Origin of the sequence: Escherichia sp. WS2035 (assembly GCF_046487065.1) — a bacterium.
GTDB lineage: Bacteria > Pseudomonadota > Gammaproteobacteria > Enterobacterales > Enterobacteriaceae > Escherichia > Escherichia coli.
The window spans coordinates 126257-141334 of the sequence record NZ_JBJQKD010000001.1 but is presented as its reverse complement, the minus strand read 5'-3'; the positions used below and the strand labels follow the sequence as shown (position 1 = coordinate 141334).

General features: G+C 51.7%; 13 protein-coding genes and 2 pseudogenes. 4 read left to right on the top strand and 11 right to left on the bottom strand.

What is annotated here, in order from left to right; translation table 11 throughout:
* Nucleotides 1–80: 80 nt before the first annotated feature.
* Nucleotides 81–971, bottom strand: coding sequence for a methylisocitrate lyase (gene prpB, locus ACJHX4_RS00710; protein ID WP_000052198.1), 891 nt, complete (start codon nt 969–971; stop codon nt 81–83).
* Nucleotides 972–1209: 238 nt separating this feature from the next.
* On the opposite strand from prpB, the gene prpR reads away from it, so the two are divergent.
* Nucleotides 1210–2796, top strand: a complete 1587-nt coding sequence (prpR, locus tag ACJHX4_RS00705) for a propionate catabolism operon regulatory protein PrpR (RefSeq protein ID WP_000941064.1) — start codon at nt 1210–1212, stop codon at nt 2794–2796.
* Nucleotides 2797–2896: 100 nt separating this feature from the next.
* Here prpR and yahO read toward each other — a convergent pair whose 3' ends face one another.
* The gene (yahO, locus tag ACJHX4_RS00700; protein ID WP_000691951.1) at nt 2897–3172 is read right to left on the bottom strand and encodes a DUF1471 family periplasmic protein YahO; all 276 of its coding nucleotides are present in this window, start codon (nt 3170–3172) and stop codon (nt 2897–2899) included.
* A 146-nt stretch (nt 3173–3318) separates the two neighbouring features.
* On the opposite strand from yahO, the gene ACJHX4_RS00695 reads away from it, so the two are divergent.
* Nucleotides 3319–3990 carry a LysE family transporter gene (locus ACJHX4_RS00695; protein WP_000976972.1) on the top strand — a complete coding sequence of 224 codons (672 nt, stop codon included), beginning with the start codon at nt 3319–3321 and terminating at the stop codon, nt 3988–3990.
* A 16-nt stretch (nt 3991–4006) separates the two neighbouring features.
* On the opposite strand, the pseudogene yahM reads toward ACJHX4_RS00695, so the two are convergent.
* The 9 genes and pseudogenes from yahM to ACJHX4_RS00650 all read right to left on the bottom strand — a co-directional run bounded on the left by yahM (nt 4007) and on the right by ACJHX4_RS00650 (nt 13258).
* A pseudogene (yahM, locus tag ACJHX4_RS00690) lies at nt 4007–4251 on the bottom strand (protein YahM).
* Between the two features lie 622 nt (nt 4252–4873).
* On the bottom strand, nt 4874–5923 hold the full coding sequence (gene yahK, locus ACJHX4_RS00685; protein ID WP_000692730.1) for an NADPH-dependent aldehyde reductase YahK: 1050 nt from the start codon (nt 5921–5923) through the stop codon (nt 4874–4876).
* 86 nt (nt 5924–6009) lie between these two features.
* Nucleotides 6010–6084, bottom strand: a pseudogene (locus ACJHX4_RS00680) (hypothetical protein); the annotation flags it as partial.
* Nucleotides 6085–6299: 215 nt separating this feature from the next.
* The gene (locus ACJHX4_RS00675) at nt 6300–7682 is read right to left on the bottom strand and encodes an amidohydrolase family protein (RefSeq protein ID WP_000662434.1); all 1383 of its coding nucleotides are present in this window, start codon (nt 7680–7682) and stop codon (nt 6300–6302) included.
* Nucleotides 7683–7691: 9 nt separating this feature from the next.
* Nucleotides 7692–8642 (bottom strand): carbamate kinase family protein, encoded by a 951-nt coding sequence (locus tag ACJHX4_RS00670; RefSeq protein WP_000661636.1) that lies wholly within the window; start codon nt 8640–8642, stop codon nt 7692–7694.
* A gap of 152 nt (nt 8643–8794) precedes the next feature.
* On the bottom strand, nt 8795–10213 hold the full coding sequence (locus tag ACJHX4_RS00665; protein WP_000083473.1) for a DUF1116 domain-containing protein: 1419 nt from the start codon (nt 10211–10213) through the stop codon (nt 8795–8797).
* Nucleotides 10213–11760: an acyl-CoA synthetase FdrA gene (gene fdrA, locus ACJHX4_RS00660; protein ID WP_000111857.1), complete on the bottom strand. Its 1548-nt coding sequence runs from the start codon at nt 11758–11760 to the stop codon at nt 10213–10215. Before fdrA ends, ACJHX4_RS00665 begins: the two co-directional genes overlap by 1 nt.
* Complete coding sequence (locus ACJHX4_RS00655; protein ID WP_001295809.1) at nt 11750–12613, bottom strand: DUF2877 domain-containing protein; 864 nt, start codon at nt 12611–12613, stop codon at nt 11750–11752. Before ACJHX4_RS00655 ends, fdrA begins: the two co-directional genes overlap by 11 nt.
* Before the next feature lie 39 nt (nt 12614–12652).
* The gene (locus ACJHX4_RS00650; protein ID WP_000153099.1) at nt 12653–13258 is read right to left on the bottom strand and encodes an ankyrin repeat domain-containing protein; all 606 of its coding nucleotides are present in this window, start codon (nt 13256–13258) and stop codon (nt 12653–12655) included.
* Nucleotides 13259–13515: 257 nt separating this feature from the next.
* Between ACJHX4_RS00650 and ACJHX4_RS00645 the strand changes: the two genes are divergently transcribed.
* Complete coding sequence (locus tag ACJHX4_RS00645) at nt 13516–14013, top strand: DUF1097 domain-containing protein (protein WP_001013876.1); 498 nt, start codon at nt 13516–13518, stop codon at nt 14011–14013.
* A gap of 91 nt (nt 14014–14104) precedes the next feature.
* A complete protein-coding gene (locus ACJHX4_RS00640) occupies nt 14105–15037 on the top strand; it encodes a LysR substrate-binding domain-containing protein (protein WP_001084389.1) in 933 nt (310 codons plus the stop codon).
* Nucleotides 15038–15078: the final 41 nt, after the last annotated feature.

Here is a 15078-nt window from a genome sequence, read left to right as displayed (position 1 = left end):
TTCAGTTCACCTCGTAGGCCTGATAAGTCGCGTCAGCGGCGCATCAGGCATCGGTTGTCGAATACAACCAACGGGCGTTTTTATTTCACCTGACCACGGGCAAACAGGTCGTCGAGCTTCTCTTCGTACTGGTAGTAGTTGATGCTTTCGTACAGCTCGTTGCGGGTCTGCATGGTGTCGATGACGCTTTTCTGTGTGCCTTCCTGACGCAGGATGTTGTAGACATGTTCAGCGGCGCGGTTCATGGCGCGAAACGCTGAAAGCGGGTAGAGCGCCATTGCGACATGGGCGCTGCGTAATTCGTCGGTGGTAAACAGCGGTGTTGCGCCAAATTCGGTAATGTTGGCGAGGATCGGTACCTGCACCGCATCGGCAAACTGGCGATACATGGCGAGTTCGGTAATCGCCTCCGGGAACAGCATTTCGGCACCCGCTTCAACATAGGCCTGCGCACGCTCGATCGCCGCATCCAGCCCCTCTACCGCCAGCGCATCGGTGCGCGCCATGATCACAAAATCAGGATCGGTTTTCGCATCCACCGCCGCACGGATCCGATCCACCATTTCCTCTTTCGAGACGATCGCTTTGTTCGGGCGATGACCGCAGCGTTTCGCACCAACCTGATCTTCAATATGCAATCCTGCCGCACCGGCTTTAATCATCGATTTCACGGTGCGCGCCACGTTAAAAGCAGAAGAACCAAAACCGATATCCGCATCCACCAGCAGCGGTAGCGAACAAACGTCGGTGATACGGCGAATGTCAGTCAGCACATCATCAAGAGTAGAAATACCGAGATCGGGCAGCCCCAGCGACCCTGCCGCCACGCCACCGCCGGAGAGATAAATCGCCTGATATCCGGCACGCTGCGCCAGCAGCGCATGGTTAGCGTTGATAGTGCCAACAATCTGCAATGGATTTTCTTTAGTCAGTGCAGCGCGAAACGCTTTACCTGGAGAGTGTAGAGACATAGCCCATCCTTTGTTATCAACTTGTTATTTGCGTTGATAAAGACAAAGCAATGGGTGTGCCACAATTGCCTTAATAAAATTAAACATTTAATTTCAATGAGTTAAAGATAAATTCATGAAGTAATCCGCAAATATGCGTTTCAGTTAACGTTTCAGGCAATGTTTCACCGCGTTTCATTGCAACAATTATGAAACAAGACTAAACCCAATATTCGGTTTCTTAACTTTGCGGTGCGCTATGGCACATCCACCACGGCTGAATGACGACAAACCGGTTATCTGGACGGTATCTGTAACGCGCCTGTTCGAGCTGTTTCGCGATATCAGCCTCGAGTTTGATCACCTGGCGAATATCACCCCTATCCAGCTTGGCTTTGAAAAAGCGGTGACCTACATCCGCAAGAAACTGGCCAACGAACGGTGCGACGCCATCATCGCTGCTGGCTCTAACGGCGCATATCTTAAAAGTCGCCTGTCAGTGCCAGTTATTTTGATTAAACCGAGCGGCTACGATGTGTTACAGGCACTGGCAAAAGCCGGAAAACTCACCTCTTCTATCGGTGTTGTCACCTATCAGGAAACCATTCCAGCGCTGGTGGCGTTTCAAAAGACCTTTAATTTGCGCCTCGACCAACGTAGCTACATCACCGAAGAAGACGCCCGCGGGCAAATCAATGAGTTGAAAGCCAACGGCACCGAAGCGGTGGTCGGCGCAGGGCTGATTACCGATCTGGCAGAAGAAGCCGGAATGACCGGAATTTTTATCTATTCCGCCGCCACCGTGCGCCAGGCATTCAGCGATGCGCTGGATATGACGCGCATGTCGTTACGCCATAACACTCACGATGCCACCCGCAACGCCCTGCGTACTCGTTACGTGCTGGGCGATATGCTCGGTCAATCACCACAGATGGAACAGGTGCGGCAGACTATTTTGCTGTATGCCCGCTCCAGTGCGGCGGTGTTGATTGAGGGGGAAACGGGGACGGGCAAAGAGCTGGCGGCCCAGGCGATTCATCGGGAATATTTTTCCCGCCACGATGCGCGACAGGGCAAAAAGTCACATCCGTTTGTTGCCGTTAACTGCGGGGCGATTGCCGAATCGCTGCTGGAAGCGGAGCTGTTTGGCTATGAGGAAGGGGCGTTTACCGGCTCGCGACGCGGAGGACGCGCCGGGCTGTTTGAAATCGCCCACGGTGGTACGCTGTTTCTTGACGAGATAGGCGAAATGCCGCTGCCGTTGCAGACTCGGCTGCTGCGGGTGCTGGAAGAAAAAGAGGTCACCCGCGTCGGCGGGCATCAGCCTGTTCCGGTGGATGTGCGGGTCATTAGCGCCACTCACTGCAATCTGGAAGAAGATATGCAGCAAGGGCAGTTTCGCCGTGACCTGTTTTATCGGCTGAGTATTTTGCGTCTACAACTGCCGCCGCTACGCGAGCGGGTGGCGGATATTCTGCCGCTGGCGGAAAGCTTTTTGAAAATGTCTCTGGCGGCACTCTCTGTCCCTTTTTCTGCCGCATTACGTCAGGGATTAGAGACCTGTCAGATTCTATTATTGCACTACGACTGGCCGGGCAATATTCGTGAACTGCGCAATATGATGGAACGACTGGCGCTGTTTTTAAGTGTGGAATCGACGCCGGATTTAACGCCGCAATTTTTGCAGCTGCTACTGCCGGAACTGGCGCGCGAGTCGGCGAAGACTCCCATTCCAGGCTTGCTGACAGCACAACAGGCACTGGAGAAATTTAATGGCGATAAAACAGCAGCGGCGAATTATTTAGGTATCAGCCGGACGACGTTCTGGCGGCGGCTGAAAAGCTGAACTGCCGAATGCAGCGCGAACGCTTTATCCGGCATAAATTTCGATAGATGATGATCACCGATAAACTAACGCATCGGGGATGTTTACATAGGATTCAGAATTACTTCTTCTTATAAATATTTGCCGTGCCGTGGATCTTATTGTCAGTTTGACCAGAGGTCAGTACCAACACATCAGCCCCTTTTTCATCGGCTTTTTTGATCAAATCTTCTTTCGCATCTGCGGTCGACATTTCATTACTGGTTGAAATATCACCTATTTTTTCATATTGCGATGCAACCTTTTCAAATTCCGCTTTGGTCATTAATTCTGCGGCATAGACATTGGTAACGGCAAACGCTAACGCACCGACTAACATTTTAGAGATTATTTTCATATTACGGCTCCAGAGTTGTTATCACACTATCACCCACCCACATTATTGGGTTGATTAATAATTAGTTCAGTCAGGGCATAAACGCCAGTAACCGGAAATAAGACACTTTGTGATCTCTCTCGCACCCGATTATTTTTGGTAGAAATATGATGAAGTTACTTCACTTATTTATGGATGAAATCACTATGGATCCTTTGCACGCCGTTTACCTGACCGTAGGATTGTTCGTGATTACTTTTTTTAATCCGGGAGCCAATCTCTTTGTGGTAGTACAAACCAGCCTGGCTTCCGGTCGACGCGCGGGGGTGTTGACCGGGCTGGGCGTGGCGCTGGGCGATGCATTTTATTCCGGGTTGGGTTTGTTTGGTCTTGCAACGCTAATTACGCAGTGTGAGGAGATTTTTTCGCTTATCAGAATCGTCGGCGGCGCTTATCTCTTATGGTTTGCGTGGTGCAGCATGCGCCGCCAGTCAACACCGCAAATGAGCACACTACAACAACCGATTAGTGCCCCCTGGTATATCTTTTTCCGCCGTGGATTAATTACCGATCTCTCTAACCCGCAAACCGTTTTATTTTTTATCAGTATTTTCTCAGTAACATTAAATGCCGAAACACCAACATGGGCACGATTAATGGCCTGGGCGGGGATTGTGCTCACATCAATTATCTGGCGAGTCTTTCTAAGCCAGGCGTTTTCTTTGCCCGCTGTGCGTCGTGCTTATGGGCGTATGCAACGCGTTGCCAGTCGGGTTATTGGTGCAATTATTGGTGTATTCGCGCTACGCCTGATTTACGAAGGGGTGACGCAGCGGTGAGCAGATAATTTACTCTCTACGTAATCAACCTGATTTGCCGAATCCCAACCATCGGCGATGATAGCCCCCGTAATGCGTGGTCCTTATTTCCGATAAGTTTACTTGAGTCTTTAGCTTCCCATTTCAGCCTACTCTCCCCTGTGTGGGCTTTTTCATTGGTCTGACCCGTCCTGAATAGCCAAACAATGGCAATGTTCCACTTTGCAGGGATGATAATAAGGGGATCTGATTCAGAAGAGTTTTGAAAAGTTGGACCGCCATCGAGGCCTCGAACCCCGTACCATACAACAATCCTGGTTGTCGTCTGCTCTTCCTGATGAGCTAATGGCGGTTTTTGATATGAGCCTTACAGCATATTTTCTGTCAGGCTTGAGTGCGATGCGTAAGATACAGAAAAGCCCCCACACAAACATGATGGAATTATGATTTTTTTCATATGAATGTCAACCCACACATTCACAAAACATCTGTATGAGAACATTTTTTATACACCATATAGCTGCGAAACCACTGCTGGTGCTTTTTTAAGCGAAACTTCGTCGATCACAACAAAATATCGGCGAAAAAGGAGGGGGAATGCCATTTGGCATACAGATATACAGATGAAATGATGACCTGCTTTGCGATTCACTCTCTGGTGGAATAACAACTTGCAGGTGGCTCTCTTAAATAAAAATAAACGTCGCAGATAATAAAGCTCTGATTAAACCAGACACTATCAGAAATCGCTCATAACTAACGTGTAAAGTAGTAGAGTTAATTTAACAATCTGAATTTACGCTATAGGTTTACCACTACTTTGATATTATTTCGCTCTCCTTAACTAAAAAGTTAAGGAGAGCGAAATTAATATGTTAAACCACAGGATATTTATTAATTTTTTTCAGTCTGTTAGTGTGCGATTATCGATAACAAAACGATATTTCACATCACCACGCAGCATTCGCTCATAGGCTTCATTAATTTGATCGGCCCGAATCATCTCTATATCAGCCACGATGCCATGTTCGGCGCAAAAATCGAGCATCTCCTGAGTTTCTGGAATGCCGCCAATCATAGAACCAGCTATCGCGCGGCGTTTCATGATCAGGTTGAAAACTTCCGGCGATTTATGCGGTGTCGCAGGCGCACCAACCAGCGTTATGGTGCCATCGCGCTTCAGCAAGGTGGTAAAATCGTCGAGATTATGTGGCGCAGCTACTGTATTCAAAATGAAATCGAAACTCTTCACATGAGCCACCATCTCATCGGCATTGCGTGAGTTAACAACTTCATCGGCCCCCAGGGCTTTTGCCGCTTCGCGTTTTGACTCAGAAGTGGTAAATGCCACCACATGCGCCCCCATCGCGTGGGCCAGTTTAATCCCCATATGTCCCAGACCGCCGATGCCGACCACGCCCACTTTTTTACCCGGCCCGGCCTGCCAGTGGCGTAGCGGCGAGTACGTGGTGATTCCTGCACACAATAAAGGAGCCACCGCCGCCAGCTGCTCTTGCGGGTGACGAATACGCAGAACATATCGCTCATGAACGACGATCTGTTGTGAGTAGCCTCCCAGAGTATGGCCCGGTTCATCCGGTGTCGGCGAGTTATAGGTTCCGGTCATGTGATCACAGTAGTTTTCCAGCCCGTCTTCACACTCTTCGCAATGTTTACAACTGTCGACAATGCAGCCGACACCGACCAGATCGCCCGGCGCATGTTTTTCTACCTGATCACCAACGGCTACCACGCGCCCCACAATTTCATGACCCGGCACGCAGGGGTAAACCGTCCCCGCCCACTCCGAACGGACCTGGTGGAGATCGGAATGGCAGACGCCACAGTAAGCGATTTCGATTTTGACATCATGCGGTCCCGGTTCACGCCGGGTGATATCCATCGGTTCAAGCGGTTGTTTAGCGGAATATGCACCAACAGCTTTGATCTTCATTGTGTTTACTCCTGATTAGCTATGTGTATTTGACGATGCCTGATATGTCATCGCGGCAAAACGCGTCCATTGAATATAGCCAATATTTAAACCACCCGATCCAGCCCTAACATGCCGCGAGCCTGAATGAAACAGAGCAGCAACGTTCCCCATAAGGCGAGCGCCTATAAGTGTGATATTTGCTATCCGTAAAAGACAAAAATCGGCAAAACTGATGATATTTTCACGTAGACAAATAGTTATCTACACAACGTCAATAAGGGCATATTCTTCAAAGATAATGTCCATTTCTGCCGACACACTCATACTCAGGCCGCCCCACTCCCTGGGGCTTAAATCTCTTACTGTTCACCGTTGCAAACATATCAAGTTCGTATCAACCTGCCACACTCCCCCACACCAGTTGCCCTTTATGGAACGTCGCCGTTCTCGGCGAAATACGCGCCACCGCCTCGGCGGAACAGGAGGCGTCCACCAGCACAAAACTGGCATCATCCTGCGCTTTGGGCCACACGCGCTCGCCTTTTTCGTTGAGCGGCAATACATCGCCAGTGGCTAAAAACAGAGAGCGGGAGAGGTTCTGTTCGTTAGGACGAATATAGAGCTGCGCGTACAGATTGGCTTTTTCCAGCATGTCGCCCAGGCCGTAAGGCGACCAGTGGTCGATAACGCTGTCGGTGCCGGTCATCACTTTTACGCCTTTGTCGTGCAGCTGTTTGAGCGGCATATGCAGCGTGCCAATCGGCACCGTCGAAGCGATCGAAATTCGCTGCGCCGCCATCCGGTGCGCCAGTTCATCTACCTGTTGTTCGTTGAGCGTTGCCAGCGCAAAGGCGTGGCTGATGGTCAGCTTGCCCTTCAGCTGTGGCGTTTTCTCCACTGTTTCAACCATATAATTGATGGCTGCCACGCCTGCCGGCGTGGTTTCGTGCAGGTGAATATCGACGCCTTTGTCATAGTCCAGCGCAATCTGGAACATGGTGTCGAGGGATTTTTCCATCGCGCCATCAACACTGGTCGGGTCCAGCCCGCCGACGTAATGCGCCCCCGCCTGCATCGCTTCGCGCATTAAGGATTCCGATTTCGACAGCAGCAAACCGTGCTGCGGGAAGGCGACGATCTCACACTCGAAGCCCGTCTGACGTCGCGCCAGCACCGCCTGCAAATTTTGCAGATTTTTCAGGCCGGAAACCGGTTCGATATTGCAGTGGCTGCGGGCAATAGTGGTGCCTTTCGACTGCAATAAATCGATCAGTTTTTCCGCCCGTTCCTGCGTGTACGGTTGCAGTTCCGGCAGCATTTTCTGCTCGAGTTTGATCATGTCCTGGATAGTGGTGCCTGCCGGACGATTGAGCGAGCGCCACGGCCCGCCGTAGAAGGTTTTGTCGAGATGAATATGCATATCGCGGGTGGTGGGCAGCATCAGCTTACCGCCAGCGTCATAGTGCGGCAGCGTGGCGTCCGGATGCTGCTTGTTCTCGCGCAGGGCAACAATTTTACCGTCCTGAATCTCCACGGTCTGGCGCGCCGTGCGGGTCTGTACCGCCACGCCATTTTCGTAGTCAAAACCGGTTTCCAGCAGCACGTTATCGAGATAGTAATGCGGGTCAGTGATTTTCATGGTGTTGTTCGCTTCGCAGTTTAGGGTGCCAGCTACCCCCGCATGGGCGAGCGGCACTGAGGTACCAAACAGCGCGGCGGCGGTGACCATCTTACCGCTCTGGCTCAGAAATTCACGGCGGCTATTGTTTTCTTTCATCTTACGTCCTTAGGTTTTAATAATATGGGTGCCCGTTTCGCCGCGTAGCGCCGCAGGCAGGCATTCCGGCGTGGTGATAATCACTTCTTTGCCGTCCTGTTCCAGGAACGTCAGGCTGGCGATGATTTTTGGCAACATGCTGCCAGGTGGGAAATGCCCTTCCTGCATATAGCGGGTCATGGTGGCAATATCTACGCGATCGAGCGCCTGTTGCTGCGGCTTGCCAAAGTGGATACAGACTTTTTCGACGCCGGTGGTGATCACCAGAATGTCGGCGTGAATTTCGCGGGCCAGTAGCGCGGTGGAGAGATCTTTGTCGATAACCGCGTCCACGCTTTGGTAATCTCCCGCTTCGGTGCGCACCACAGGAATTCCACCGCCGCCCGCGCCAATCACCACAAAGCCTTGTTGGATCAGCGCCTTAATGGCAGGTGCTTCGACAATACGTTTCGGTTCCGGCGAGGCGACCACGCGGCGATAGCCCCGTCCGGCATCTTCAACAAAACGCCAGTCAGGGTTTGCCTTTTGTAGTTCGTCACGCTGGCTTTCACTAAAGAATGCGCCGATGGGCTTGGTGGGATGGGCAAAACCCGGATCGTTTTTATCCACTTCCACCTGAGTCACCACAGTGACGGCTTTTTTCTCGCCGTGACGCGCCAGTCGGTTGTTCAGCGCCTGCTGGATCAGATAGCCAATGCCACCTTGCGTATCCGCCACACAGTTCGCCAGCGGCGTTAAGGGCAGCCCTTCGCGCTCGTGGGCAATCTCCGCACGGCGTAAATCCAGCCCGACCTGCGGCCCGTTGCCGTGGGTCAGCACAATGTCGTAATCGGAAGCCAGCATTTCCAGCACCGTATCGGCCACGGCTTTCACCGCCTCCGCCTGATGCTCAATCGACTGGCTGGCGTTATCTTTGATAATGCTGTTGCCACCAATGGCAACGACCACAAGTTCTTTCATGTTGTTATGTCCGCGACAGAGGGTGATGGGGTTATGACCAACGCCAGACTGCCTGATGCGCTACGCTTATCAGGCCTACAATTCTCGTGCCACTCGTAGGCCGGATAAGGCGTTCACGCCGCATCCGGCAGAGACAACGCGTACTTTGCAGGTCAGACGCCGTAACGTTCGCACCAGCCAAGAATGGCTTTCTCGAAGCAGGCGAAGGGTGGATGCACAATGCCCGCGCCAATCATGCCGACGCCCGCATCTTTATGGGCAATGGCGGTGTTGATCACCGGCAGAATGCCGCTGCTACCCACGCGGGTGATGTCGATTGCCGACGGCACGCCCATAAAACCGAGCAGCGGAATGGTGACGTTGGGGTTTTCGCCAAGGGTGATTTCACGCATCTGACGGGAGAAATCGATAGCCTCTTCCACCGTGCCGCCCACCAGCGCAACGATCGCGGGCGCGGTCGCCATCGCAAATCCGCCGATACCGTAGGTTTCGGTGATGGCGCTGTCGCCGATATCCAGCCCCGAATCTTCCGGCTTATAACCGGCAAACATCGGGCCGATGACCTGCTGCGCCGGGCCGGTAAACCATTGCCCCGGCAGGCCGCTGACCCGCAGGCCGAACTCGACGCCGTTACGCGCCATGGTGGTCACCACGGTGCTGTATTCAATGCCGTGCGCCGCATCCATCGCCGCTTTACACATCGCCATCCACGTTGGGCCGGAGAAGTAATCGCTGCTGGCGACAAACTCAAACACTTCGCGCTGTTGCTCAACGGAATAACCCGCCTGAATAATCCCCGGCGTCAGCGCCTGAATCAGCAGCGTCGTCCCGGCGTTATTGCGGTTATGGCATTCATCGCCCATATGCAGCGCCTGCGCCAGCATTAAGCGCAGATCGATCTCGCCGATAATTTTCATCGCGTCACGCAGCATTGGCCCCTGCACATCGCGCATCCAGTTGAGGCGGTCGATCACGCTCTGGTCGTTAGCGCCCATACGCAAAATCTTCGCCATCTGCTCGCTCATGTTGGTATAAGCGATGTTGCCATAGGTTTTGTTTTTCACGATGTGCATAAACATCGAGGCCGAGGTGACGCCCGCCATCGATCCCACACAGTCGTGCTCGTGGCACGGCGAGAAGGTGATCTCCCCGGAAGCCGCCAGCTCAGCCGCCTCGTCGAGATCTTTCGCCAGTCCTTCAAACACCAGCGCTCCGGTGACCGCGCCTTTCATCGCGCCGCACATTTTTTCCCAGGTGACCGGCGGCCCGGCGTGAAGAATGGTTTTCGCCGTCATGCCCGGCACCACGTTAATCGCCTGATCAAAACCAATCAGCACTGGATGCGACTGGATAATGCGCTCCAGCGCCTGCTGGTTAGCGGCGGTGATTTTGTCCGCCAGCGGCGAATCGGCAATGTTGTCCAGTGCCTGCACCACCTGCATATTGCCCTGCCCCGGCGGCGTCCAGTCGAGTTGGGTCACTTCTACATGCTGCTTTTTCAGATCATCGCTAAACATGGCGATACCGACGTTAATAACGTTCAACGGTTGGCTAAACAGTGACTGGCTCATCAGGCTTCCTCCCCTTTGCAGATAAATTCACGCGCCAGCAATCCGGTATTGGTGCTGCTGCTCGCCAGAATCACTCCGGCATCAAGCAGCATCTGGCTTTGTTGTTCTAATGATGGCGTATCGAGATCGGTGCCCAGCACATAGGCGAGAATGATCAACTCGCGTCCTTCGGCAGCGGCGATCGCTTTCGCTTCTTTGATCGCCTCGATGGTGGAACCGACCGGATCTTCATGCGATCCAAATCCGAGCACAAAATCCATCACGATCACCGCCACTTCTGGATCGCGCGCTTCTTCGATCAAGCGGCTGATACGGTTGGTCGGGTCAATCATTGGATGCGGCTTGCCGTTGGTGAAGTCATCATCGCCAAAGTCGAGGAAGGTGTGTTTGATGCTGCGGTTGATATCTTGCAGGCGGAATTCAGGATCGGGCTGGATATTGCTGTAGACATCGCCATGTTTTTCCATCACCGCGAACAGGGTTTCGTCACACAGCGTACCGCCGCAGAACAGACCACGAATGTATTTCTGCTGCGGTTGCAGACGCGCGCGCACATCCGCAATCAACGGCTGGTCAAGCGTATGCAGATCGAGATGTTCTTGTTTCACGCCGGAGAGCATCACCGCTTTCAATGCCGCCTCTTTGCTGCCGCGAGCAAACTGTAGCCCCTGCTCATCCACTGGCGTTTCGCCACGACCGAGGAAGCAGGCCACCACTGGCTTGCGGCAGGCGCGTGCGCGTTCCAGCACTTTGCGGGCCACCGCAGGCGCAGGCGGTTTGGAGATAAGCACAATGATTTCAGTTTGCGGATCGTTTTCCAGCATGCTGATGGCATCGAGCATCATCAGTCCGCCGATTTTCTCGCTCAGGTCGCGCCCGCCGGTGCCGATCAGTTGTGAAACGCCGCCACCAAATTCATGGATACGGACGCTCAATTCCTGGCTGCCGGTGCCAGATGCGCCAACAATACCGATGTTGCCGCGACGCACGGCGTTACCAAAGCAGAGCGCCGCGCCGTTGATAATCGCCGTGCCGCAGTCTGGCCCCATCATCAGCAGCCCTTTTTCATGGGCCAACTGTTTGAGCGCCAGTTCATCTTCAACTGAGACATTATCGGAAAACAGCATCACGTTGAGGTCATTTTGCAGCGCCTGACGCGCTTCGCGAGCGGCAAACAGACCGTTGACCGAAATCACTGCCAGGTTACTTTCCGGGATATGCTTTTTGGCGCTGGCAATAGTGCCGTAACGCGCCTCGTGCGAGCCGCTTTGCGCTTTGGTGTTGAACAGTTCTTCAATCTCCGCCAGCAACTGCTCGTTGTCCACACCCGATTTACCATTGATGACAATCATCAGGTCGCCGTTTTTCGCCTGCTCCAGCTCCGGCGTCAGCAGTCCTAAATTCTTCAACACGCCTTTGTTCATTTCGGTCGCCATCGCCACAAATGCCTGCTCGACGCCGTCGAGTTTATTTGCACGCGTGGAGATAGACATCAGCGAGACAGAATCAAAATAGGTATTCGGTTTAATGACTATTTTAACTGACATAATTCCCTCCGTAGGTTTGACTCAGCGCACAACCATCGGCCATGCCATACAGCATGTCGCAGCCGGAACTGGAGCCAATATGTTTAATTTTTTCTATTGCCTGAGTTGCGTTCCCAGGGATGTCATAAATAATGTTGTGAATAAAACGATGAATATTTTCCCGGCAGCGTTGTTGTAATGCGGCTTCCAGCGTGATGGCACTTAATAACGTGGTATTATTTCTGCCGCGTTGCAGGCCGAGATAAAATTCCTCTTTGTATTTTTCCGCCGGATGTCCGGAAATAAATAAAATAAGTACCAGTCCGGTCAGATAATCATCGGCTGATGGCGTAAGGCCAATCCCTAACCCCATCATACTGGCGACTGCTGAGGCGATATTTTGTTTATCGTTTACGGCCTGAATAACTGCCCGTCGTTTAATATGTAGTTCTTTATTTAACGCCTGATAAAACGGATTATCGCCGCGATAATTAAACAGGGTTTCATTTTCCCCCAGGTGCTGATGAATAATGTCGTACCACTGTTGCCAGGCGATAAGGTGAAAATTCACAGCGGTCATTTGCAAGGTTGGGGACAGCCAACGCTGGCAATGACTCATCTCTATATGATGATGTTGACCAATCGTAATGCCTTGATCGTCAAACTGAACCTTATCATCATGCCGGAACAGACCATTAAAGTGAGTGAGTGCCAACCGACAACTGTTAGGCGCATTGTCGTACTCTTCACAAAGCAGCGTCAGCAACTGCTGGCGAGCCGGGAGTGCGATATTTACCGCTCTGGCAAAGACCTGTTCAACCTGTCCTTGCCCCCGCTGCGCCAGAAAATCAGCATCCGCAGTTAGCGCCCACACACACCGTTTTTCTGGTGTGTTGATAACAAGCCTCCCGGTTTATGCACCTGCGGCGATCAGCAACTGCGCAATCTCTTCAAAGCCCCGTTCCCGCGCCAGTTTCAGCGGCGTTTTGCCATATTTATCGGTCAGATGCGGGCTGGCACCGTGTTCCAGCAATAACTGGACAATCGCCTGCTGTTTAATCCCACCATCATTAAGCACAATCGCTTCCAGCAACGGTGTCCAGCCAACATGGTTAGTCTGGTTAACGTTAATCTCCGTATTTGCCAAAAGCTCTTTTACAATACTTAAATGGCCTTTTTCACAGGCAGGCGTCAGGCCGACACCGCCAAAACGGGTTACGCAATTAAGATCGGGTTTAGCCGGTAAAATAATTCGTAGTAGCGTTAAATCATCGTTCAGACAGCTAATTAAAAAAGGATTTAAACAGGTATGATCTTGCTTATTAATATCCGCTCCGGCATCAATTAATGCCTGAACGCAAGCATATTGCTGATATAAACTTGCCAGCGTAATTGCCGTTTTCCCCTGACGATCGCAGGTATTAATATCGACACCCAGCGCAAGGCAGGTTTTTACTTTATCGATATCACCCTGTTGCGCAGCCAATAAATAGTCGGCAGGTAGATTTTTTATAGTCATTCACATTCCCCTGGTTTTTGTGGCTGTTTTCGATGAATTGAGAATAGCAACGATAATCTGATAAAAGAACCCGCTTAAATTTAATTCGCCGTATTTCGCCTTTTTGTTGAATGATGTTCAACAATCTTTTCGCAGTGTGCGGTAGTGCAATATTTGTTTCTTTGACCCGATACCCTTTCACTCAATCAGGTTTTATTTCTCTATAGTCTGCACATGTAAGAGTAGCTTTTGTCCATGTCTAACCAGAGGGGAACAAGATGAACGGACTCACGGCAACGGGTGTCACCGTCGGTATTTGTGCAGGGCTTTGGCAGTTAGTGTCTTCACATGTCGGGCTCTCTCAGGGATGGGAATTATTAGGAACCATTGGCTTCGTCGCCTTTTGCAGTTTTTATGCCGCAGGCGGCGGTAAATCGGGGTTTATCAGAAGTCTGGCGGTTAATTATTCCGGGATGGTGTGGGCATTTTTCGCCGCGCTGGCTGCCGGTTGGCTGGCCTCGGTGAGTGGGATTTCTGGGTTCTGGGCGAGCGTGATTACTACCGTGCCTTTCTCAGCGGTAGTGGTCTGGCAAGGACGTTTCGGTTTATTGTCTTTTATTCCCGGAGGCTTTCTCGGCATGACGCTATTTTTTGCCAGCGGGATGAACTGGACGGTGACATTACTGGGTTTTCTGGCGGGTAACTGCGTGGGGATAATTTCAGAATATGGAGGACAAAAATTAAGCGAAGCGACGACTAAACGCGACGGGTATTAAAAGTTATTCAAAAATGATTATCTATCTTTAACCGATACCTCTACAGTCATGGCTGGAGAAATTCATATTCGATAATGGCGGGAATGGTTTAATGAACTCAATTTTTACCGAAGAGAATCTGTTGGCATTTACTACCGCTGCACGTTTTGGCAGCTTCAGTAAAGCCGCAGAAGAGTTGGGTTTAACCACTTCCGCCATTAGCTACACCATCAAGCGAATGGAAACAGGGCTGGATGTGGTGCTGTTCACTCGCAGTACCCGCAGCATTGAGTTAACGGAGTCCGGGCGTTATTTTTTCCGCAAAGCTACCGACCTGCTGAATGATTTTCACGCCATTAAACGCAGTATCGATACTATTTCGCAGGGCATAGAAGCGCGTGTGCGCATTTGTATTAATCAGCTGCTTTATACGCCCAAACACACCGCACGCTTATTACAGGTGCTGAAAAAGCAGTTTCCTACCTGCCAGATTACCGTCACCACCGAAGTGTATAACGGCGTCTGGGATGCGATTATTAATAATCAGGCAAATATCGCTATCGGCGCACCCGACACGCTGCTGGACGGTGGCGGCATTGATTACACGGAGATTGGCGCGATTCGCTGGGCTTTTGCCATCGCTCCGGATCATCCATTAGCCTTTGTGCCGGAGCCGATCGCCGAAAGCCAGCTGCGTCTCTACCCTAATATCATGGTGGAGGACACCGCGCATACGATTAATAAAAAAGTAGGCTGGTTGCTGCATGGGCAGGAATCGATTCTGGTGCCCGATTTCAACACCAAATGTCAGTGCCAGATTTTAGGTGAAGGAATTGGTTTTTTGCCGGATTACATGGTCCGTGAGGCGATGGCGCAATCCTTGCTGGTTACCCGACAAATCCATAACCCGCGCCAGGATTCACGCATGTTACTCGCAACCCAGCACTCTGCCACCGGTCAGGTGACGCAGTGGATTAAAAAACAATTTGCGCCAAATGGCATATTAACGGGGATCTATCAGGATTTACTGCATCGGGAGAGTTAATCGCTGCCAACCTCCCGATGCGCTGTGAATAGCGGTTTACA